21 protein-coding genes are annotated in these 21,742 nt (G+C 72.2%); 14 read left to right on the forward strand and 7 right to left on the reverse strand.

Annotation, left to right across the window (positions count from 1 at the left end):
- The 3 genes from HII36_RS33635 to HII36_RS33645 form a co-directional block, all read left to right on the forward strand.
- Positions 1 to 1,393, forward strand: a 1,393-nt coding sequence (locus HII36_RS33635; protein WP_173527339.1) for a zinc-binding dehydrogenase, incomplete at its 5' end; no start/stop codon positions are given.
- A gap of 17 nt (positions 1,394 to 1,410) precedes the next feature.
- Positions 1,411 to 2,403, forward strand: coding sequence for a helix-turn-helix transcriptional regulator (locus HII36_RS33640; RefSeq protein WP_173527340.1), 993 nt, complete (start codon positions 1,411 to 1,413; stop codon positions 2,401 to 2,403).
- Between the two features lie 35 nt (positions 2,404 to 2,438).
- Entirely contained in the window at positions 2,439 to 3,563 is a 1,125-nt protein-coding gene (locus HII36_RS33645; RefSeq protein WP_217370296.1) for a C45 family autoproteolytic acyltransferase/hydolase, read from the forward strand.
- On the opposite strand, the gene HII36_RS33650 is transcribed toward HII36_RS33645, so the two are convergent.
- Genes HII36_RS33650 through HII36_RS33660 form a run of 3 tightly spaced genes read right to left on the reverse strand, consistent with a single transcriptional unit; the run spans position 3,535 to position 7,240 of the window.
- Complete coding sequence (locus tag HII36_RS33650; RefSeq protein ID WP_173527341.1) at positions 3,535 to 5,022, reverse strand: AMP-binding protein; 1,488 nt, start codon at positions 5,020 to 5,022, stop codon at positions 3,535 to 3,537. The genes HII36_RS33645 and HII36_RS33650 overlap by 29 nt on opposite strands.
- Complete coding sequence (locus tag HII36_RS58845; RefSeq protein ID WP_173527342.1) at positions 5,022 to 6,062, reverse strand: acyl-CoA dehydrogenase family protein; 1,041 nt, start codon at positions 6,060 to 6,062, stop codon at positions 5,022 to 5,024. Before HII36_RS58845 ends, HII36_RS33650 begins: the two co-directional genes overlap by 1 nt.
- The gene (locus HII36_RS33660) at positions 6,059 to 7,240 is read right to left on the reverse strand and encodes an acyl-CoA dehydrogenase family protein (RefSeq protein WP_173527343.1); all 1,182 of its coding nucleotides are present in this window, start codon (positions 7,238 to 7,240) and stop codon (positions 6,059 to 6,061) included. The genes HII36_RS58845 and HII36_RS33660 overlap by 4 nt, the downstream gene beginning before the upstream one ends.
- Positions 7,241 to 7,401: 161 nt before the next feature.
- Between HII36_RS33660 and HII36_RS33665 the strand changes: the two genes are divergently transcribed.
- The 5 genes from HII36_RS33665 to HII36_RS33685 all read left to right on the forward strand — a co-directional run bounded on the left by HII36_RS33665 (position 7,402) and on the right by HII36_RS33685 (position 12,339).
- Positions 7,402 to 8,739, forward strand: coding sequence for a sensor histidine kinase (locus tag HII36_RS33665; RefSeq protein ID WP_328808004.1), 1,338 nt, complete (start codon positions 7,402 to 7,404; stop codon positions 8,737 to 8,739).
- Positions 8,740 to 8,824: 85 nt separating this feature from the next.
- On the forward strand, positions 8,825 to 9,424 hold the full coding sequence (locus tag HII36_RS33670; protein ID WP_173527344.1) for a TetR/AcrR family transcriptional regulator: 600 nt from the start codon (positions 8,825 to 8,827) through the stop codon (positions 9,422 to 9,424).
- 68 nt (positions 9,425 to 9,492) lie between these two features.
- Entirely contained in the window at positions 9,493 to 10,470 is a 978-nt protein-coding gene (locus tag HII36_RS33675) for an AurF N-oxygenase family protein (protein ID WP_173527345.1), read from the forward strand.
- A complete protein-coding gene (locus HII36_RS33680) occupies positions 10,467 to 11,258 on the forward strand; it encodes an SDR family NAD(P)-dependent oxidoreductase (RefSeq protein ID WP_173527346.1) in 792 nt (263 codons plus the stop codon). Before HII36_RS33675 ends, HII36_RS33680 begins: the two co-directional genes overlap by 4 nt.
- A 73-nt stretch (positions 11,259 to 11,331) precedes the next feature.
- Positions 11,332 to 12,339: a Gfo/Idh/MocA family protein gene (locus tag HII36_RS33685; protein WP_173527347.1), complete on the forward strand. Its 1,008-nt coding sequence runs from the start codon at positions 11,332 to 11,334 to the stop codon at positions 12,337 to 12,339.
- A 10-nt stretch (positions 12,340 to 12,349) separates the two neighbouring features.
- On the opposite strand, the gene HII36_RS33690 is transcribed toward HII36_RS33685, so the two are convergent.
- Positions 12,350 to 13,108, reverse strand: coding sequence for a class I SAM-dependent methyltransferase (locus tag HII36_RS33690; RefSeq protein ID WP_173527348.1), 759 nt, complete (start codon positions 13,106 to 13,108; stop codon positions 12,350 to 12,352).
- A gap of 51 nt (positions 13,109 to 13,159) precedes the next feature.
- Here HII36_RS33690 and HII36_RS33695 point away from each other — a divergent pair, with 51 nt between their 5' ends.
- The gene (locus HII36_RS33695; protein WP_173527349.1) at positions 13,160 to 13,765 is read left to right on the forward strand and encodes a copper resistance CopC family protein; all 606 of its coding nucleotides are present in this window, start codon (positions 13,160 to 13,162) and stop codon (positions 13,763 to 13,765) included.
- Complete coding sequence (locus HII36_RS33700; RefSeq protein WP_173527350.1) at positions 13,762 to 14,790, forward strand: copper resistance D family protein; 1,029 nt, start codon at positions 13,762 to 13,764, stop codon at positions 14,788 to 14,790. The genes HII36_RS33695 and HII36_RS33700 overlap by 4 nt, the downstream gene beginning before the upstream one ends.
- On the opposite strand, the gene HII36_RS33705 is transcribed toward HII36_RS33700, so the two are convergent.
- Positions 14,748 to 15,932: a hypothetical protein gene (locus HII36_RS33705; protein ID WP_173527351.1), complete on the reverse strand. Its 1,185-nt coding sequence runs from the start codon at positions 15,930 to 15,932 to the stop codon at positions 14,748 to 14,750. The two genes, HII36_RS33700 and HII36_RS33705, sit on opposite strands and share 43 nt — an antisense overlap.
- A gap of 67 nt (positions 15,933 to 15,999) precedes the next feature.
- Between HII36_RS33705 and HII36_RS33710 the strand changes: the two genes are divergently transcribed.
- Positions 16,000 to 16,386 (forward strand): GNAT family N-acetyltransferase, encoded by a 387-nt coding sequence (locus HII36_RS33710; protein WP_173527352.1) that lies wholly within the window; start codon positions 16,000 to 16,002, stop codon positions 16,384 to 16,386.
- Here the strand turns inward: HII36_RS33710 and HII36_RS33715 are convergent.
- Complete coding sequence (locus HII36_RS33715) at positions 16,313 to 17,641, reverse strand: cytochrome P450 (RefSeq protein ID WP_173527353.1); 1,329 nt, start codon at positions 17,639 to 17,641, stop codon at positions 16,313 to 16,315. The genes HII36_RS33710 and HII36_RS33715 overlap by 74 nt on opposite strands.
- A gap of 24 nt (positions 17,642 to 17,665) precedes the next feature.
- On the opposite strand from HII36_RS33715, the gene HII36_RS58850 reads away from it, so the two are divergent.
- From HII36_RS58850 to HII36_RS33730, 3 genes are read left to right on the forward strand one after another with little or no spacing between them, the layout of a single operon-like run.
- Complete coding sequence (locus HII36_RS58850) at positions 17,666 to 18,073, forward strand: PaaI family thioesterase (RefSeq protein WP_173527354.1); 408 nt, start codon at positions 17,666 to 17,668, stop codon at positions 18,071 to 18,073.
- A gap of 56 nt (positions 18,074 to 18,129) precedes the next feature.
- A complete protein-coding gene (locus tag HII36_RS33725; RefSeq protein WP_173527355.1) occupies positions 18,130 to 20,667 on the forward strand; it encodes a CocE/NonD family hydrolase in 2,538 nt (845 codons plus the stop codon).
- Entirely contained in the window at positions 20,664 to 21,515 is an 852-nt protein-coding gene (locus HII36_RS33730; protein ID WP_173527356.1) for an ABC transporter permease, read from the forward strand. Before HII36_RS33725 ends, HII36_RS33730 begins: the two co-directional genes overlap by 4 nt.
- 19 nt (positions 21,516 to 21,534) lie before the next feature.
- Here the strand turns inward: HII36_RS33730 and HII36_RS33735 are convergent, their stop codons facing one another.
- Positions 21,535 to 21,675, reverse strand: coding sequence for a hypothetical protein (locus HII36_RS33735; protein ID WP_173527338.1), 141 nt, complete (start codon positions 21,673 to 21,675; stop codon positions 21,535 to 21,537).
- Positions 21,676 to 21,742 lie beyond the last annotated feature (67 nt).

The following is a 21,742-nucleotide window of genomic DNA, read 5'->3' on the forward strand; positions in this document are numbered from 1 at the left end:
GCCCATCGTGCGGCTGGCCCGGGCCGCGGGCGCCCACGTCACCGCCGCCGCCCACGACCCGGCCAAGCGCGCGGCGGCCCTGGAGATGGGCGCGACGACCGCCATCGACTACGACGCGCTGACGACCGCCCCCGGCGGCGGCCCCGGCGGAGGTGACGAGCGCGGCTTCGAGGTGGTGTTCGACGGGGTCGGCGGGCAGGTCGGGGCGAGCGCGTTCGAGCTGACCACGGCGGGCGGCAGGTTCTTCGCCTACGGCGTGCCGAGCGGCGCCACCGCCGAGGTGGACCCGGCCGAGGCCGAGCGGCGCGGGGTGCGTCTCGTCGGCATGGAACAGGTCCAGTTCGCGCCGGAGGAGTTCCGGCGGCTGGCCGCGCGAACGCTGGCCGAGGCCGCGGCGGGCCGGTTGGCCACGGTGGTGGGCCTGGCCGTGCCGCTGGAGCGGGCCCCCGAGGCGCACGCCGCGCTGCAGGCCCGCGAGCTGGTCGGCAAGGCCCTGCTCCTGGTCACCGCCCAGGCCGTGCGCTACAGCGAGCACGGCGAGCCTGACGTGCTCACGCTGACGGAGATCCCGCTCCCCCAGCCCGGCCCCGGCCAGGTGCGGGTGGCGGTCAGGGCGGCAGGGGTGAACGGCATCGACTGGAAGCTGCGCCGCGGCTTCCTGGGCGCCCCGCTCGACGGCCCGGCCGGCACCGGCATCGAGGTGTCGGGCACGGTCGACGCGCTCGGCCCCGGCGTGACGCGCTGGAAGATCGGCGACCCGGTCTTCGGCCCGGTGCCGACCGGCGGGCTGGCCACGCACGCGCTGGCCGAGGCCGACGCGTTGCTGCCCAGGCCCGGCCACCTGTCCGACGAGGAGGCCGCGGCGCTGCCCGTCGCGGTCGAGACCGCCGCGCGCACGCTGGCCGAGCTCAAGCTGGAGGCGGGCCAGACGCTGCTGATCCACGCGGTGGCCGGCGGCGTGGGCCTGGCGGCGGCCCAGCTCGCCCGCGCCCGCGGCGCCCACGTCATCGGCACCGCCGGCGAACGGCACCACGACCGGCTGCGCGCCCTCGGCGTCGAACCCGTCACGTACGGCGACGGCCTGGAGGACCGCGTCGGCCGCCCGGTCGACCGGGTGCTCGACGCATCAGGCCGGGGCGTGATCGGCCTGTCGGTGCGGCTCACCGGCGACCCGGACAAGGTGATCACCATCGCCGACCCGGTGGGCGCGGCCGAGCACGGCGTGCGCTTCTCCTCGAACGGGGGTCCCGTGCCGGCGGACGCGGCCGAGATCCGCGTCCCGATCGCCGAGGTGTTCCCGCTGGAGCGGGCCGCGGACGCGCATCGGCGCAGCGAGGACGGCCACTACCTGGGCAAGATCGTGGTGAACACGGAAGCGTCCTTGCCGCGTTAGCGGGCACACTGGTGCGCATGCTGGAAACCTCGGCCCGCCTGCTCAAGCTGTTGTCGCTGCTCCAGGCGCACAAGGAATGGTCGGGCCCGGAGCTGTCGGCCAGGCTCGGGGTCTCGACCAGGACGATACGCAACGACGTCGAACGGCTGCGCAGCCTGGGCTACCCGGTGCACGCCACGCCCGGCGTGGCCGGCGGCTACCGGCTGGGCGCCGGGGCGGCGCTGCCGCCGTTGCTGCTCGACGACGAGGAGGCGGTGGCGGTGGCCGTCGGGCTGGGCCGGGCGGCCGGCGGCGGGGTGGAGGGCATCGAGGAGACCTCGGTGCGCGCGCTGGCCAAGCTGGAGCAGGTGCTGCCGTCGCGGCTGCGCCGCCGGGTGAACGCGCTGAACGCCTACACCGTCCAGATCCCGGGCAACGCGCCGGCGGTGCCGCCCGAGGTGCTGACCACGCTGGCCAACGCGGCCCGCGACCACGAGCGGCTGCGCTTCGACTACACCGGCCACGACGGCGCCACCGGGGTGCGCGTGGTCGAGCCGCACCGGCTGGTGCACCGGCACGGCCGCTGGTACCTGGTCGGCTTCGACGTGGAGCGGCAGGACTGGCGCACGTTCCGGGTCGACCGGGTCTCGCCGCGCACCCCGGCGGGGCCGCGTTTCACGCCGCGCGAGCTGCCCGAGGGCGGCGACGTGGCGGCGTACGTGGAGAAGGGCGTCAACACCGCGATGTGGCGGCATCGCGGGACGGTGCTGCTGCACGCGCCGGCCGAGCGGATGCGGGCGCTGCCGCTGGGCCTGGAGATCGAGCCGGTCGACGAGCACACCTGCCTGGTCAGGATGGGCGGCGACGACCTGTACGGCATGGCGGTGTGGATCGGCATGGCGGGCGTCGACTTCGAGGTCGTCGACCCGCCCAAGCTGGTCGAACAGGTCCGGCTGCTCGCCGAGCGCTACCAGAGGGCGGCAGCGGCGGGACCCGTGGGCGACGGCACGTCGGCCGTCAGCGGGCGGTAAGCGCCCGGTCAGCCGCCGCCCGCACGCTGGCGGACATGACGAACTTGACACAGGTCGCCGGCGGCCGCGACGACTTCCAACTCGTGCACCACCTCACGCTCACCGGATCGCAGTTCGAGATCGGCCAGGCGCTCACGGAGGAGGCACGCAGGCTCGGCTGGTCGCCCATGCCCGCCGACCCGGTGGTGAACCGGGCTCGCAGAAGCTGGTTCGAGCGGAACTGGCCGCAGCAGCACGCCCGCATGGACGGCGCGGCGGCCGCCCTGGGCCTGGACCCCGACCAGGACGAACTCTCCCTCGACGGGCTGAACTACGTGCCCGAGGGCACCGGCTGCTCGGCCCTGTGGTGCCCGCCGTCGGCGTCGGCCGACGGGCACGGCAGGATCGGCCGCAACTACGACTTCTTCACCTTGACCACCAGCGAGATCATGGGCGGCACGTCCGCCCCCGGCGAGCTGCCGATGGCCTCGCGCCCGTACGTGATCACCACGGTCCCGGACGAGGGCCTGGCCACCACCGTCCTCACCATGTCCGACCTGGACGGCTGCATGGACGGCGTCAACGAGGCCGGCCTGTCCGTCGTGCTGCTGATCGCCGACTTCGCCAGCGCGGAACCACCTGAGCAGGCCCAGCCGCCGCAGGTGGGCGTGGGCAGCGTGCAGTTGCCCAAATTCGTGCTGGAGACGTGCGAGAACGCGGCGCAGGCCAAGCAGGCGCTGCTCGGCGCCAAGCAGTACGACCACGGGCTGCCGCTGCACTACCTGATCGCCGACGCCAAGGGGCAGGCGTTCGTGTGGGAGCGCGGCCAGGACGGCAGCGAGCACATCGTCTCGTTCGGCGACGGCCCGCTGTGCGTCACCAACCACCTGCTGCACCGCAACCCCGACCCGATGAACCTGCCCGAGGACGACGAGCACACGTTCGCCTCCTACGGCCGGCTGCGCACGCTGTACGAGCACAGCAAGGGCGCGACGATGTCGGAGGAGGACCTGCGTGACGGCATGCGGGCGGTCCAGGCGACCGAGGAGCCGCTCCGCACGCTGTGGAGCAGCGTGCTCGACACCGAGGCGCGGACCCTGGCGGTCAGGTTCTACCTGGGCGAGGGTCCGCGCTACAGCGACGAGCTGGTGTTCACAGCCCGCCCAGGTACTCCTGCCTGACCTTCGAGCGTGACAGCTTGCCGGTGGGCGTGCGCGGCAGCCGGTCGCGGTACTCCACCACCTTGGGATGCTTGAACCTGGCGATGCGCGGGCCACAGTGCTCGAGCAGCTCGGCGGTCAGCGCGGGACCGGGCGTGACGCCTTCTGCGGGCTGGATCAGGGCCACGACGTTGTGTCCCCACTCCTCGTCGGGCACGCCGATGACCGCCACGTCGGCCACGGCGGGGTGTTCGAGCAGCGCGGCCTCGATCTCGGCGGGGTAGATGTTGACCCCGCCGGAGACGATCAGGTCGGTGCGCCTGTCGCACAGGAACAGGTAGCCGTCCTTGTCGAGGAAGCCGATGTCGCCGGGGGCGTACCAGTCGCCGCGCATGCTGGCGGCGGTCTTGGCCGGGTCCTTGCGGTACTGGAAGCTGTTGATCCCGGACTTGACGTAGATCATGCCGGGTTCGCCCGGCGGCAGCTCCATGCCCGCCTCGTCCATGATCTTGGCTTCGAACGTGGGCGCGGGTCTGCCCACCGTGCCGGGCCTGGCCAGCCACTCGTGCGGCTTGACGGCGAAGGCGATGGTGGACTCGGTGGAGCCGTAGTACTCGTACAGGACCGGGCCCCACCAGTCCATGATCCCCTGCTTGACGGCGACCGGGCAGGCCGCGGCGGTGTGGATCACCTGGCGCAGGCTGGAGACGTCGTAGGCGGCCTTGACCTCGTCGGGGAGCTGGAGCATCCGGTGGAACATGGTGGGCACCATCATCGCGTTGGTGACCCGGTGCCGCTGGACGCGTTCCAGGATGCTCTCCGGCTCGAACCTGGGCGTGATCACCACGGTGTGCCCGAGGTGCAGCGCGAACATGGTGTGCGCCGAGGGCGCCGAGTGGTACATCGGCGAGGTCACCAGGTGCACGCCGTCGCCCGGCCGCAGGTCGACCACCTCGCCCAGGAACCAGGTGTACAGCGGCACGATGTCCTCGGGCACCCCTTCTGGCAGGGGCCGCTGCACGCCCTTGGGGAAGCCGGTGGTCCCCGAGGTGTAGTACATGATCCCGCCGGAGCTGCGCTCGGCCGGCGCGTCGGACGGCTGCCCGGCGGCCAGCCCGGCGGTGCCCACCTCGCCGCCGGGCGCCGGGTGCCCGGGGCCGGTGACGACGACCTTGGCGTCGCAGTCGCCGAGGATGTACGCCACCTCGGACTCGGTGAGATGCCAGTTGATCGGGACGTAGTACACGCCGATCTGGCTGGTGGCCAGGTGCATGACGACCGCGTCGATGCCGTTGGGCAGCACCCCGGCCACCACCTCGCCGCGGTTCACGCCGCGGGCGCGCAGCCCGTGTGACACCTGGTTGACCCGGGCGAGCAGGTCGCCGTAGGTGGTGACGCTCTCGTCCACGTCGATGACGGCCACCCGGTCCGGGTCGGCCGCGGCGATGGCGTAGAAGCCGGGCAGTGCGCTGACGTCCATCACAGCTCCAGCAGTTCGGCGAGGCGGGCGCGGTGCGTGCGCGGCGGGCCGAGCAGGACCTCGTCCGCCTTGGCCCGCTTGTAGTACAGATGCGCGTCGTGCTCCCAGGTGAAACCGATGCCGCCGTGCAGCAGCAGGTGGTCGCGGGCGACCTCGAAGCAGGCGCGGCCGACGTAGGCCTGGGCCAGGGCGGCGGCCTCGGGCAGCTCGCCCGGCGACTCGTCGGCGGCCCAGGCGGCGTAGCGGACGATCGACTCGGCCTGTTCGAGCTTGCACAGCATGTCCGCCAGCTTGTGCTTGACGCCCTGGTAGGAGCCGATGTAGCGGCCGAAGGCGACGCGAACCTTGCTGTAGGCGACGATCGCGTCGAGCGAGGCGCGCATCACGCCGAGCTGTTCCGCGGCCACGGCCAGGCAGAGCCGGTCGCCGATGCCCGAGGCGGGCGGCGGGCCGAGCACCCGGCCTCTCGCGCCGTCCATGGTCACCGCGGCCTGGCCGCGGGTGAGGTCGAGCGTCTCCAGCGGGGTCCTGGTGACATCGGCCAGCTCGACCGCGACCAGGCGCACGCCGTCGGCGGTCCGCGCGGGCACGACCAGCACGTCCGCCTCCATGCCGGACAGGACGCGCGGCAGGTTGCCGCTCACGCGGGCGGCGTCGCCGCTCACCTCGGCGGTGACGTCCGACTCCGTCTCGGGCTGGGCCAGCGTGGCGGCGACGCGGCCGTCCGCGATGCCGTTCAGCAGTTCCTTGTCGGGCGCGTGGGCGAGCGCGATCGTGGCGAACGTGGTGGCCAGGAACGGTCCCGGCAGCAGCGCCGCGCCCATCTCCTCAAGCACCACGGCCAACTCGGCGAACCCGGCGCCGGCGCCGCCGTACTCCTCGGGGACGATCAGCCCGGACAGGCCGAGCTCGCCGTTCAGCCTGGCGTACACCTGGGGGTCGTGGCCCTCGCGGACCTTGGTCAGCGGCACGGCCGCGCCGAGGAAGGAGCGGACCGTCTCGCGCAGCTGCTGCTGTTCCTGGCTGAGTACGAGCTTCACCCCTGCGTCCCCACCTTCAGGTCCTTGAACGGCACGGTCTTGTCCACCCGGGGTTCGGGCGGCAGGTTGAGCACCCGGTCGCCGATGATGTTGCGCATGATCTCGTTGGTGCCGCCGCCCAGCGCCATGGCCGGGGCCAGGGAGATCGCGTGGGACAGCGGGTGGTCGCCGACGACCGACTCGGGGCCGGTCAGCCGCGTGGCCAGGTCGGCCTGGTACAGGGTCAGCTCGGCGAGCAGCAGCTTGGCGGCGCTGCCGCGGGCGCCGGGGAAGATGCCGGCCTTGGTCTCCTGGGCCAGGCGCTGGTTGAACAGGGCCAGCGCGCGGGTGCGGATGTGCAGCTCGACCAGTTCGTCGCGGACCAGCGGGTCGGTGGTGTCGACGGCCTGGCGCAGCGCCTCGACCGAGGCCGGGTTGTCCTTCTGGCCGCCCATGCCGACGCCGGCGGAGATCGACAGCCGCTCGTGCAGCAGCGTGGTGACGGCCACGCTCCAGCCGTCGTTCACCTCGCCGACGCGGTGCTCGTCGGGGATGGGGACGTCGTCGAAGAAGATCTCGTTGAAGTGGGCGCGGCCGGTCATGTCCTTGAGCGGCCTGACCGTCACGCCGGGGTGGCGCATGTCGACCACGAACATGGTCAGGCCCTTGTGCTTGGGCACGTCCACGTCGGTGCGGGTGAGCAGCAGGCCCCAGTCGGCGTGCTGGGCGACCGAGGTCCACACCTTCTGGCCGTTGACCACCCAGCCCTCGCCGCGAGCTCCGTCGCGTACCGCCCTGGTCTGCAGGCTGGCCACGTCGCTGCCCGCGCCGGGCTCGGAGAAGAGCTGGCACCAGATCTCCTCGCCGCGCAGCAGCGGGCGCAGGAAGCGGGCGCGCTGGGCGTCGCTGCCGCGGTCGAGGATGGTCGGCCCCGTCATGCCCAGGCCGATCGAGAAGACGTAGGTCGGGAGGGTGAAGTCGCGGGCCTCGGCGGCGAAGGCGCGTTCCTCCGCCTGGGTCAACCCCTGGCCGCCCCACTGCTCGGGCCAGGTGATGCCGGAGTAGCCGGCGTCGTGCAGCCTGGCCATGAACTGTTTGGCGCGGGCCACCCCGTCGTCCTGGGCGGCTTCGTGATCATCTGATGAGGCGTTCTCGATGAGCCAGGCCCTGGCCGCACGCCGATAGTCCGCAAGGTTCACATCGTCTCCTTGGCATCAGTGCTCACTTACTCTAACCACCTGGTCGCGGCACGTACAGATCAATGCTCTGGAGACGTTCTTGGACGGTATTTGCCGAGGAATCTTCGCGGAGCAGAACCAGCGCCACCTAGGGTGAGCATCTGATTACCGGGGGGAAAGGCGTGTTCACACGGGTGGGCCGGTCGATCGGCGCGCGGCTGGCGGCGTTCACGAGCGCCGTGGTCGCGCTGCTGTGCGTCGCGGTGAGCGCGTTCGTGCTGCTGGCCGCGCACAGCTCGGCCGTGGAGTTCAGCACGAACACCGTGCTGACGACCGCGCTCAGGGTGGTCCACCTGGTCAAGCGGAACACCCTGCCGTCGGTGCTGTCCAGCGACCTGGACGGCATCCAGGTGGTCAACTCCGCCGGCCAGGTGGTCGCCTCGACCGGGAACCTCGCCGGAGTGCGCCGCCTGACCACGACCGAGCCCGCGCTCGACAACGCCAACCGCACCAAGGAGGTCTGCGGCCTGCCCGAGCTGCCCGGCGACTGCCACATCATGGTGGTCTTCCGCGTCTACGAGCAGGACGGCGACTGGCTGGTCTACGCCTTCGGCCCGACCGTGCCGTGGTACGTGAGCCCGGCCGTGCTGGCGTTCCTGGTCGCGGGGTCGCTCGCGCTCGTGGCGCTGACCTGGTTCGGCGTGTCGCGGGTGGTGGCCGGGACGCTGCGCCCGGTGGACCGGATCAGGGAGCGGCTGGCCGAGATCACCGCGGCGAACGGCGGCATGCGGGTGCCAGTCCCGGACAACGCCGAGGAGATCAAGGCGCTGGCCGAGACCGCGAACCAGACGCTGGAACGGCTGGAACAGGCGATCGAGCAGCAGAAGCGGTTCGCCTCCGACGCCTCCCACGACCTGCGCAGCCCGATCACCGCCATGCGCGCCCAGCTCGAGGAGGCCATGCTCGACCCGGGCGACACCGACTGGCGCGACACCGGCGACCGGCTGCTGGCCAGCCTCGACCGGCTGCAGGCCATCGTCACCGACCTGCTCACGCTGACCAGGCTCGACGCGGGCGCGCCCGGCCGGCTCGAACCGGTGGACCTGGCCGAGCTGGCCGCGGCCGAGACGGTCAGGCCGCGTTCCAAGCGCGTCGTCACGACGCTGCAGCCGGAGGTGGTGGTCAGCGGCGACCGGCTCAGGCTGGCCAGGCTGCTGACGAACCTGCTCGACAACGCCGAGCGGCACGCCGACTCCACGATCGTCGTCACCGTGCGCAGGGACGGCGGGGCCGTGCTCGACGTGCAGGACGACGGCGCGGGCATCGCGCCCGAGCACCGCGAGACCGTGTTCAACCGCTTCACCCGGCTGGACGCCGCGCGCAGCCGCGACGCCGGCGGCACCGGGCTGGGCCTGCCCATCGCCCGCGAGATCGCCCGGGCGCATCGCGGCACGCTCACCATCGAGGACTCCGACAAGGGCGCCAGGTTCGTGTTGCGAGTCCCGCTCATGAGGCAGTGATCAAGCACCGCTACCATGATCACTAAGGCCGGGACGTCCGGTTTGTCCTACATATACACATGGCTAGTAGTTAGAGTTGCGGGCTGTGACACCAGGTTTTAGCCGATTACGGCGCGAGGACTTATTGAAGACCGCCTGCGAGGTCATCTCCGAACAGGGGTTCGGCCACACCAGGACGGTGGACATCGCCAGGGCCGCGGGCGTCAGCCAGGCGTTGCTCTTCTACCACTTCGAGACCAAGGACGGGCTGTTCGCGCAGGCCTTCGACTACGCGGCCCGGGTGCACCTCGACGCGCTGGCCGACATCGAGCGTTCCACCGGCACCCCGCTGGAACGGCTGCGCGCGCTGCTGCGCCGCTGCTCGCCGACCCAGACGCCGGACGGCTGGCGCCTGTGGATCGACGCCTGGGCCGAGGCGATGCGCAGCGCCGACCTGGAGGCGACCTCGCGCAGGATCGACACGCAGGGCAGGTCGCTGCTGCGCACGATCATCGACGACGGCGTCGCCGGCGGCCTCTTCGTGTGCCCCGACCCCGAGGCGGCGACCTGGCGGATCTTCGCGGTCATCGACGGCCTGGCCATCCAGATCCACGTGCATCCCCGCGGCCTGTCACGCCGCCGGGCCAACCAGCTGGTCCGCACCGCGACCGCGGCCGAGCTGGGGGTCCAGGTCTCCGATCTGTGATCGGCCTCACTCTTCCACGGTTATTGGATGCTCCGTACAATTGGCTGGCGAGGAGAGGAGTGCACGCGATGACACCTGCACCGAGCTCTACCGCCGCCAGGGAACACGACGAGAAGGTCGCGAACCGCAGCGCCTACGAGGCGGTCATCGAACGCCTCTCGAAGGCGTCCGTCGACAAGCACTGGGAGCCGTACCGCGACATCCCCTGGGACGACCCGGAATTCCTGGTGGACCAGACGGACCCGCGCTGGGAACTGCCGGACGTCGACAAGCTGGGCGGACACCCGTGGTACCGGTCACGCTCCCCCGAGGTGCGGGCCAGGATCGGGCTGTGGCGCGTCGCCACCGCCATGAAGATCGGCCTGCAGTTCGAGAACCTGCTCAAGCGCGGCCTGCTCAACTACGCCTACCGCCTGCCGAACGGCTCACCCGAGTTCCGGTACGTCTACCACGAGACCATCGAAGAGGGACATCACGGGATGATGTTCCAGGAGTTCGTGAACCGCACGAAGCTCCCCGTACGCGGCATGCCGCGGCCGCTGTCGGTGATCGCCCAGGTGGCGCCGTGGATCCCGCTGATCTCGACCGAGCTGTTCTTCGTCTTCGTGCTCGGCGGCGAGGACCCGATCGACCACGTCCAGCGCAAGGTGCTCAAGGACGGCCAGGTCCACCACCCGCTGGAAGAGACGATCATGCGGATCCACATCGCGGAGGAGGCCAGGCACATCTCCTTCGCCCGGCACTACCTGCGCAACCGGGTGCCGCGGATGCCCGGGTACCGGCGTCTCCTGCTGGGAATCATCTCGCCGATCATCCTGGGCGTGATGGCCCGCATCATGCTCGCCCCGCCCGGCCCGATGATCAAACGCTTCAAGATCCCCCGGCACGTCGTCTCCGAGGTCTACCTGCGCAACCCCGCCGCCTCGCAGGAGATCCGCGACTCCGTCGGCAAGACCCGCGAGCTGTGCGCCGAGCTCGGCCTGGTCAACGCGCTCACCCGGCGCATCTGGCAGGCCATGGGCATCTGGGCGGAGCCGCGCCGGTGAAACGCGCCATCGTCACCGGCGGCGCCTCGGGCATCGGCCGGGCGGTCGCCCGCGAGCTCGCCCACAGGGGCGTCGCGGTCACCGTCGCCGACCTGGACGAGACGTCGGGCAAGGCGGTGGCCGCCGAGTTCGGCCTGGACTTCGCCCTGCTCGACGTCACCGACGCCGCCGCGGTGGCGGCGCTGGTCCGGTCCGTCAAGGACGAGCACGGCCGGCTCGACCTCATGTTCAACAACGCCGGCATCGCCATCGGCGGCACCACCGAGGAGCTGACGCTCGACCACTGGAACCGGGCGATCGAGGTGAACCTGCGCGGCGTGGTGCACGGCGTGCACGCGGCCTACCCGGTGATGCTGGCGCAGGGACACGGGCACATCGTGAACACCGCGTCGCTGGCCGGGCTGGTGCCCGCGCCGCTGATGCTGCCGTACACGACGACCAAGCACGCGGTGGTCGGCCTGTCGCTGGCGCTGCGCGCCGAGGCGGCGGCGCACGGGGTGCGGGTGAGCGTGGTCTGCCCGGGTTTCACCGACACGCCCCTGCTCGACCACGCCAACCCCGGCCTGCCCGCCACCTCGCTCGGCTCGAACGCCAGGAGCGCGGCGGTCAGGGCGACCGGGCGGCTGTACCCGGTGGACGATCTGGCCGGCGACATCATCCGGGGCGTGGCGCGGAACAAGGCGCTGATCGTGGCCCCGGCGGTGGGACGGGCGGCCTGGCGGGGGGCGCGGCTGTGGCCGGCGGCCGCCGTCCGGGTGGCCGGCCTGGCCATCGGCAGAATTCGCTGACCTCCGTGCTCGTTACACTGATCTCCCGGATCTTGAACCTCGCCGGTTCCGGGAGATCGTGAGGGAGAACGCGATGAGCGTGGTGCGGCTCGGACTCGTCGGCGCGGGCGTGGTGGCCCGGTTACACGTCCAGGCCGCGCTCGACCTGGCCGCGCTCGACCTGGCCGCCGAGGTGCGGGTCACCGCCGTGTACGACCCCGACCAGGCCAGGGCCGAGGCGCTGGCGGAACCGGCCGGCGGGCGGGCCTACCCCGACCACGTGAGCATGCTCGCGGACGTCGACGCGCTGATCGTCTGCACGCCGCACGCCCTGCACCTGACGCCCGCCGCCGACGCGGCCAGGGCCGGGGTGCACGTGCTGATGGAGAAGCCGATGGCCACCACGCTGGCCGACTGCGACGCCATGACGGCGGCCTGCGCGGACGTCGTGCTCTTCGTCGGGCACATCCAGCACTACCTGCCGATCACCCGCACGGCCCGCGAGGTGATCGCCTCGGGCGCGATCGGGCGGCCGGTCGCCGTCGTCGACCGGCGGGCCACCGACTACCGGCCGGGGCACCGTCCCGGCTGGTTCTTCGACCCGGCGGTGGCCGGGGGCGGCGCGGTGATGAACATCGGGGCGCACGGCATCGACCGGGTCACCTGGCTGACCGGCGCGCGTCCGGTGTCGGTGTCCGCCCGGCTGGAGCGGCGCGGCACCCCGGTGGAGACCGAGGGCGTGCTGAACCTGGAGCTCGATGGCGGCCTGCCGGCCACCGTCTCGATCACCTCCGCCGCGCTGCCGCCGGTGGACGTGATCGAGGTGATGGGCACCGAGGGCACCGTACGGGCCTCGCGGGCCGACGGGGTCTGGCTGGCCACGCCGGACCGGGCCGAGCAGGTGCTCGCGCCCGGGGACATCGACCAGGAGGTGGCGGTGGCCTTCCGCGACCAGCTCGCCGACTTCGCCGCCGCGGTGCGGGGTGAGCGGCCGCCGGCGATCGGGGCCGGGGTGGGGCGCGACGTGGTGGCCACCGTGCTGGCCGCCTACGCCTCGGCCGCCTCCGGCCGCCGCGAACCCGTCGACCGCGGCCCCGCCTGACCTCTGACTTTCAGGGTCGTCTGGCGAGCAGGACCTCGGTGGTCACGCGCTGTTCCCACGTCCCCGACGGGTTCTCGGCGAGCAGCGCGGCCATGGCCCGGTCGACGAAGGCGGGCACCCGGTCGCCGAGCCGCGCGGGCGTGCTGTAGGAGTAGGACAGCTGCAGGCCGATGACGCTCTCGACGTCCCAGGTCAGCCGCTGTTCGAAGGTGACCGACTCCAGGCGGCTGAACGGTGAGACGGCCAGCACGTCGTGGTGGTGCTCGCCGGTCGCCTGGAAGCTGTTGCCCGCGCTCATCGGGCCCAGCCCGAACTCGGCGTGCAACCGTTCCATGAGCGGGTCCCACGGCTGGAAGTCGGGGTCGCGGGCGGGCCCGATCAGCGCCACGATCCCGTCCGGCGGCAGCAGCTCGCCGAGCTCGGCCAGGACGCCCCTGCGGTCCATCCAGTGGAACGACCGGCCCATGACAACATGCCCGAATGTAGGGAATTTCCGCAACATCGTGGAATCTCCGGACATCCAGTGGATGTTCGTGATCCCCGCCCCCAGCCGCCGCCCCTCGGCCAGCATCTCCGCGTCCGGGTCCACCGCGATCACCTCGCGTACCCGCGGCGCCAGCGGGATCGCCACCGTGCCCGGGCCGCAGCCCAGGTCGAGCACCCGGGCGTCCGGGCCGAGCGCGCCGGCCAGGAACGCGATGGCCTCGTCCCCGTACCCAGGGCGGTACTTGGCGTAATACGGCGCAGCGCCGCCGAACAGGTCTCCCATGAATGGCACCATAGAGAAGTTTGCTACGTGTTCGATGGAAGGTTTCAAGCTGTGCGGCGGCTACTCACGGTCCTGCTGTTCGCCCTGGTAGCGGTGGGGATCGCCCAACCGGCCCAGGCGCACAACGTGCTGGTCGGCAGCGACCCCGACGACGGGGCGACGCTCTCGTCCGCGCCCGGGCGGGTCACGCTGGTGTTCGACCAGCCGGTGCGCAAGGGGTACGCGCAGGTCGGCGTGACGGGAGCCGACGGTTCCGCCTGGGCCGACGGCGCGGCGGAGGTGGCGGCCGAGCGGGTGACGGTCAAGCTCAAGCCGCTGCCCGCCGGGGGCGCGTACACCGTGGGCTACCGGATCCTGTCGGCCGACGGCCACCCGGTGACCGGGAAGCTCACCTTCCGCCTGGCCGCCGACACCACTGGCGCCGCCGCCCCGTCCCAGCAGGACACTCCCGCCGCCGCACCCAAGGACGCCGAGGCTCTGGAGCGGCAGCGGGCCGGGGCCGAGGCGGCCGAGGCCGCGGCCAACGGCGGGGCCGGGATGGCGGTCGTGTGGATCGTCGGCGCCCTGCTCGTGCTGGCCGCGGGCACGGCCGTGGCCCTGCGCCGCGCCCGCCCCCAGCCCGACACCGCGGGCCAGGGCGAGGAGGCGCGGGCGTGACGATCACCGCTCCCCCCGCCACCGCGCGGATCGGCGGCGGCCTGCTGGCCGGCGGGTTCGCGGTGTGCGCGATCGTCGCCGCCGTGGCCGCCAGCACGTTCACCGCGCAGGAGGCAGTGCCCGGCATCCCGATGCCCGGCCCGATCGTGGCGTTCGGGCTGCCGGTCGTGCGGGTGCTGCTCGACGTGGCGGCCGTGGCCGTCGTGGGGCTGAGCCTGCTGCCCAAGCTGCTCGGGTTCGACGACCCGGAGCGTACCGAGCCGGTGATGACGCGGGTGCGCCCGCTCGCGGTGACCGCGGCCTGGGCGTGGGCGATCTGCGCGCTGCTGACGATCGTGTTCCAGACGGCCGAGCTGAACCCGGGCCGGGTGCCCACGTTCGGGCTGATCGCCTCGTACGTCGACACCGTCGGCACCGGGCAGGGCCTGCTGTTCAGCGCGGCGTGCGCGCTGGCGGCGGCGGGCATCGGGCTGATGGCGGTGCGGTTCGGCGAGAAGGTGCCGGCCGAGCTGCGGATCATCGTGGCGCTCTTCGGGCTGCTGCCGATCCCGGTGACCGGGCACGCCGTCGACTCGGTCTGGCACGACCCGATCATGATCTCGATGGAGATCCACGTGATGGGCTCGGCGGCGTGGACCGGCGGGCTGATCGCGGTGGCCGTGTTCGTCGCGCCGCGCAGGGAGCTGCTGGCCGTGGTGCTGCCCAGGTTCTCCAGGATCGCCACCGTGTGCCTGCTGCTGGTGGGCCTGTCGGGGCTGATCACCGGGCTGGGCACGATGGCGCTGACGCCCGGCGTGGAACTGCCCGGCGCGATCGTGACCAGTCAGTACGGCGTCCTGGTCGTGGTCAAGCTGGCCCTGGTGGCGCTGCTGGTGCCGCTGGCCGCGCACATCCGCTTCCGGCTGCTGCCGGCCGTGCGCCGGGGCACGGCCACCGCCCTGGTGGGCTGGGCGGCGGCCGAGGTGGCGGTGATGGGGCTGGCCTACGGGGTGGCGGTGGCGATCACGCGGGCCTCCATCGGCTGAGGCTGGAGCGCCCGGCGGCCGTTGAACCATTCGACGGCCAGCCAGGCCACCATGAGCCCGAGCCCGGCCCACAGCGCCGAGTCCAGCACCAGCGGCGGCGCGCCGAGCAGGTCGTCCTGTCCCTTGAGCGCGCCGTAGACCGGGCCGAGCAGCGCGTTCTGCGCCCACAGCGCGCCGTAGGCGGCGGCCGTGACACCGGCCGAGCCGAGCACGGCGCGCACGGCCGGGTGCCTGACCAGGAACGCCACGTCCACCAGCAGGCCGCCGACGATCAGGAAGAACGGGACGGCCGACGGCGGGAACCCGGTGAAGGTCAGCAGCGGCCAGATCACCGTGCGGAAGCCCACGTAGCCGGCCGCGACCAGGGTGGCCGCGCCGAACCTGCCGATCATCATCCTGGCCACGACCAGCACGGAGAGGCCGGCGACGACCGCGTAGACCGGGTACAGGAAGTCGGGGACGGGCAGCGCGAAGCCGGTCATCATGATCCGGTCGACCGGGCGGCCCATCTGATCGGCGGCGAAGTTGAGCAGGATCTGCTCGGCGTACCTGACGCCGTTGTCCCAGGCGCCGATCGACAGCGTGCCGTATTCCTGGTGCTGCTCGGGGAAGTGCACGTTCTCCAGGAAGAACGCGAAGAACGCGCCGAGCACGACCAGGCGCTCACGGCCGGGTTCCGCGCCGAGGAACCAGCCGCGGATCACGCCCATGATCATGAAGAACGTGCCGACGTAGAGCATGATGTGCGACGGGCTCCACGAGGTGATGTCGAGCCCGTTGACGCGGTGGTTGATCAGGTCGAGCGGCACCGCGACCAGGAAGACGCCGGTGCCCCACTGGATCAGCCGCAGCGCGAGCTTGTCGACGCCGTAGCCGGTGTAGCCGTGGATGATCGTGAGTGCGACGACGAGCGCGGTGCCCGCGGAGTTGAGCAGGTGCGGCGGGGCGAGGTCGTCGCGCAGCCACTTGAAGTGCCACGACACGTCCCACGCCGAGCCGAGCAGCTTGAGCGTGAGTGCCACCAGCCAGCCGAAGTACAGCACGCGGAACAGGTCGCGCGGGGTCTCACGGCCGGCCTGGCCTCTGGTCCAGTACGGCAGCGCCCACGCGGCGGCCTTCTGCAACGATTCTGGTGACTTCACGGCGGAAATCTTACGGTCATCCGGTAGATCGTTGGCCGACGGCCCGATATCAGACATATTGCTGACCATGTCTTTCTTGATCAGATCCGCCCTGCCCGGCGACGCGGCGGCCATCGAGACCGTCAGAATGGCCTCCTGGCAGGTCGCCTATCGCGGGATCATGCCGGATGCCCTGCTCGACGGTTTGGAACCGCGTACCGAGATGGTGCGCAAGCGCGCCGAGTGGCTGGCCGACGGCACCACCACGGCCGAGGAGTTCTCCACCGGCATGGGCCGGGCGTTGATGGCCGCGACCGTGGACCGGGCGGGCGCCGCCGAGCTGGGGTTGTGGGTGCTCAGGGACAACGCGCGGGCCAGGCGGTTCTACGAGCGGGCCGGCTTCACCCCGTCGGGCCGGGCGAGGACGGAAGGCGATCCGCCACTCGCCGAGGTGCATTACCGCCGCGCCGGGTGAGCCGTACCGGCAGGTGCTTGAGCCCGTTCTGGAAGTTGGAGGTCAGCCGCGTGGGCGAGCCGGTGAGCTCGACGTCCCAGTGCGACAGCAGCTCGCGGTAGATCGCGCGCAGCTGCACCCTGGCCAGGTGCGCGCCGAGGCAGAAGTGCGGGCCGAAGCCGAAGCTGACGTGGTCGTTCGGGCTGCGGGTGATGTCGAAGCGGTCCGGGTCGGCGAAGACGGACGGATCGCGGTTGGCCGCGGCGTGGTAGACGACGACCTTGTCGCCGGCCGCGATCGGCTGCCCGGCGAGCGTGAGGTCGCGGGTGGCGGTGCGGCGGAAGTCCATGACGGGCGGCCAGAACCGCAGGATCTCCTCCACGGCCGGGCCGAGCAGTTCCGGTTCCGCGCGCAGCGCGGCCAGCGAGTCAGGGTGCCCGAGCAGCGTGAGCAGCCCGCCGGGGATGCCGTTGCGCAGCGTCTCGTTCCCGGCCACGGCGAACAGGAAGAACATGTTCTCGAACTCCGCCTCGGTCAGCCCGCCCTTGCGCATGGCGGACATGACGGACTCCTCGTCGACCGGCGACTCCGCCAGCGCGTGCGCGTAGGCGAACATGTCGGCCAGCGCCGCCCGCGAGCGCGGGCTCATGCCCGGTTCCAGCTCGGGCCTGGCGGCCACGGCCAGGCGGCCGATTGGGCTGAGCGCCTCGGCGTCGGCCGTGGACAGCCCGGCGTACTCGGCGTCCTGGTAGCCGATGACCCGTGACGCCCAGTCGTACAGCAGCCGCCTGTCCTGGCCGGGCACGCCCATGACGTGCGCGAGCGTCCAGACGGGCAGGTCGGCGGCGACCTCCACGAAGTCGCACTCCCCCGCGGCGAACAGTTCGGCGGCCCGGGCGGCGATGGCGCGTTCCAGCGCGCGCACGGCGCGCGGGGTGAACGCCGCCGCGACGATCCGGCGCAGCCGCCCGTGCTCCGGCGGATCGGTGTTGAGCATCATGGCCCGCACGAACGCCAGGTCGGCCGGGGTGTCGGGGTCGCGGATCTGGGTGGCGCCGAGATGGGAGGAGAAGTCCTCCGGGGTGCGCAGCACGTGTTTGACGTCGGCGTGCCCGAACACCGCCCAGTAGCCGGGGCCCGCGCGCCACGGCCCGACCGCCGGCTCGGGGATCCAGCGGACCGGCGTCCGCTCCCGCAGCCTGGCGAACAGGTCGTACGGCACCCCCTCCGCGTACGTGGCCGGCCGGAAGACGTGATCGACGGGCTGCTCTTCCATGGCTCCAGCGTGCATGATGGGCGGGTGACTCCAGAAGACGGACAGGCGATTCTCCGCGAATACTTCGCCCCGTGGATCCAGCGGCTCGGCCTGCGGGTGGAGGACGTGGGCGAGCGGCACGCGATCGTCCGGCTGCCCTGGTCCGACGAGCTGGCCAGGGAGGGCGGCGGGCTGTGCGGCCAGGCCATGATGGCCGCCGCCGACACCGCCACGGTCATCGCGATCTCCTCGGCCAGGGGCGGGTTCGTGCCGATGACGACGGTCCAGCAGTCCACCACGTTCCAGCGCCCGGTGGTCGGCAAGGACGTGCTGATCGACGTGCGCCTCACGAAACTGGGCCGCACGCTCGCCTTCTCCGAGATCACGCTGACCGCCGACGGCCTCGACGAGCCGGCCGCCCGGGCCAGCACGGTCTACGCGATCCTCGCCTAGGGCGCACGTGAGGGCGTCTCAGAATTCTCTCAGGTGGGATAAGTAGGCTCCCCCGCATGAGACGTGTGGCCGCGCTGGTCGCGGTGCTCGCCCTGATCGGGGTGGCGACCTGGCTCGTGTGGCCGTCGGCTCCTGACGTGCGGGGCCAGGATCTGAGGATTCCCGTGGTCGACGGCCCTGCCGACGACCAGCGGGTGGAGCTCGACGCGACGTACTTCGCGCCGCCGGGTGGCGGCAAGGCGCCCGCGGTGCTGCTCGCCCACGGGTTCGGCGGCAGCAAGCAGAGCGTCAGGCAGCAGGCGATGCGCGTGGCCCAGGACGGCTACGCGGTGCTCACCTGGTCGGCGCGCGGCTTCGGCCGCTCGACCGGCGAGATCGCGCTGAACTCGCCCGACTACGAGGTCAAGGACGTCAAGCAGCTCATCGACTGGCTGGCGAAGCGCCCCGAGGTCCAGCTCGACGCGGACGGCGACCCGCGCGTGGGCATCTCGGGCGGCTCGTACGGCGGCGCCATCGCGCTGATGACGGCCGCGCACGACGCGCGGGTCGACGCGATCGTGCCGCAGATCACCTGGTCGGACCTGTCGGACGCGCTGTTCCCCGACTCCTCGGGGAACGGTCCGGAGAACGGCGTGTTCAAGCGCATGTGGGCCGGCATCTTCTTCGGCGAGGGCGTGTCGCTGCAGGGCGGCCTGCCCCTGACGGCCGGACGGAACGGTCCGGCCAGGCCGTTGACCGAGCAGGAGGCCAAGTGCGGCCGGTTCCTGCCGGAGATCTGCGAGATGTACCAGGAGGTGGCGCAGAGCGGCCGGGCCACCCCGGAGGCCGTGGCGCTGCTGCGCAGGTCGAGCCCGATCACGGTGGCGAACCGGATCAAGGCCCCGACCCTGCTCATCCAGGGCCAGCGCGACTCGCTGTTCCCGCTGAGCCACGCCGACGCCAACGCCAGGGCGATCGCCGCCACCGGCACCCCGGTCAGCCTGCTCTGGTTCGACGGCGGCCACGACGGCGGCAACGGCGAGGCCGACTGGCTGTACGAGCAGTCCTCGGCCTGGTTCGCCCGTCATCTGAAGGGCGACAAGGGCGCCGCGCCGGTCAGCGCGTTCACCGTCACCCGCGACGGCGGCCGCGACCCGGGCACCCGCCAGCGCATCCGCCTGCACCCGGAGGCCGGGGCGTACCCGGGCCTGTCGGGCTCGAAGAGCGCCACGGTCGACCTGACCGGCCCGGCGCAGTACGTGGTCAACCCGCCGGGCGGCGCGCCCGCCGCGATCTCGACCGTCCCCGGGGTCAGCGGCCTGCTGGGCGGCGGCCAGAGCGGCGGGATCTCGCTGGACATGCCCGGCCAGGCGGCGATGTTCGAGTCCGCGCCGCTGACGGCGCCGCTGCGGCTCACCGGCTCGCCGACCGCCAAGATCACGGTGACGGGCAGCGGTGAGGCGACGCTGTTCGTCAAGCTGTACGACGTGGCCGAGGCCACCCAGCTCCCGGTGCTGCCCGGCGGGCAGGTCGCGCCGCTGCGGGTGACCATCCCCGAGGGCGCGCGCAGCACCGAGGTCACCGTGCGACTGCCCGCCGTCGACCACGGTTTCGCCGCCGGGCATCGGCTCAGGCTGGTGGTCACCACCACCGACATGGGCTTCGCCACGCCGGCCGAGCCCGCCACGTTCCAGGTCTCGCTGGCCGCGCCCGGCCTCACGCTGCCCGAGGTGGACGCGCTCGCCGCCCCGCCCACGGGCGTGGCCTGGTGGGTCTGGGGCATGCCGCTGGCCGCCGTGCTGGTGGCCGCGGGCATCCTGGCCACCGGCCGCACGCGGTCGCGTCAGGCCGCCGTCCCGGCCGAGTCGGACGGCGCCCCGGCGCCGCTGGAGATCAGCGGGCTGACCAAGGCGTACAAGAACGGCTACAAGGCCGTGGACGACCTGTCGTTCCGCGTCGAGCAGGGCCAGGTGCTCGGCCTGCTCGGCCCGAACGGCGCGGGCAAGACGACCACGATGCGCATGATGATGGGCCTCATCCACCCCGACGACGGCGAGATCCGCATCTTCGGCGAGACCGTCACGCCGGGCGCGCCGGTGTTGTCCAGGCTCGGCTCGTTCGTCGAGGGCCCGGGGTTCCTGCCGCACCTGTCCGGGCGGGAGAACCTGGAGCTGTACTGGGCCGCGACCGGGCGTCCCGTCGCCGAGGCCAGGTTCGACGAGGCGCTGGAGATCGCCGGTCTCGGCGACGCGCTGAAGCGCGCGGTGCGCACCTACTCCCAGGGCATGCGTCAGCGCCTGGCGATCGCGCAGGCCATGCTGGGCCTGCCCGACCTGCTGGTGCTCGACGAGCCCACCAACGGGCTCGACCCGCCCCAGATCAGGGAGATGCGCGAGGTGCTCAAGCGCTACGCGGGCGAGGGCCGCACGGTGATCGTCTCCAGCCACCTGCTGGCCGAGGTGGAGCAGACCTGCAGCCACGTCGTCGTCATGCACCAGGGCCGCCTGGTCTCCGCCGGGCCGGTGTCGGTGCTGCTCAAGTCGTCCGTGTCAGGCAACGGTCACGGGCCGCGGCTGGAGGACGTGTTCCTCGACCTGATCGGAAGGAAGTCATGACCGCCGCCCCCGGCTACGCGCCCAGGCGCACGCTGCCGCTGCGCGTGGAGATCGTCAGGCAGTTCAAGCGGCGGCGCACGCTGGCCATGTTCGGGCTGCTGCTCGCGCTGCCGTGGATCCTGGTGATCGCGTTCCAGTTCGGGCCGCAGTCGCAGGGCTCGCAGCCGCAGACCGGCGTGCGCATGTCCGACCTGGCGACGGCGGGCGGTCTCAACTTCGGCGCGTTCGTGTTGTCGGTGTCGGCCAACTTCCTGCTGGTCGTGGCCGTGGCGCTGTTCTGCGGCGACACGGTGGCCAGCGAGGCTAACTGGTCGTCGCTGCGCTACCTGCTGGCCGCGCCCGTGCCGCGTGACCGGCTGCTGCGGCAGAAGCTGATCGTCGCGCTCGGGTACGCCGCCGCGGCGGTGATCTGCGTGCCGCTGATGGCGCTGCTGGCCGGGACCCTGGCGTTCGGCTGGAACGACATCCAGGTGCCGGGCACCGGAGAGACGATCGCCGCGCTGGACGTGCTGCCGCGCTTCGGCATCGTGATCGGCTACGCGCTGGTCAGCCAGCTCGTGGTGGCCGCGCTGGCGTTCATGATCTCGACGATGACCGATTCGCCGCTCGGCGCGGTGGGCGGGGCGGTCGGCCTGTGGATCGTCTCGACGATCCTGCAGGCCGTGGAGGCGCTGGGCGGGTTGCGCGAGTTCCTGCCGACGTTCTGGAACACCGCCTGGCTCGACGCGCTCGCGCCCGAGCTGGACTGGAGCGGGATGGCCAAGGGCGCGTCGATCTCGGTGACGTACGCGGCCATCCTGATCGCGGTGGCCTTCCGCCGCTTCCGCAGGAAGGACGTGGTCAGCTAGGCAGGGCCGGTAAAGCGGCTCAGCCCCAGTGCGGGGGCTTGTTCTCGAGGTAGAACTCGTCGGAGGTCTGCTCGGGCCGCTCGCCCCAGCCGAGGTCGGTGTCGTCGCTCGTCTGCTCGGGGAAGAGGCCGGAGAAGGGGTCGGGGAACAGTTCGCTCACGGGAGACATGCTACCGGGACGTACAAACCTGTACCCGGCGTTGACGCTGCTCCAAGGACAGACGAGA

It is taken from the genome of Nonomuraea antri, assembly GCF_013283785.1.
Lineage (GTDB): Bacteria > Actinomycetota > Actinomycetes > Streptosporangiales > Streptosporangiaceae > Nonomuraea > Nonomuraea antri.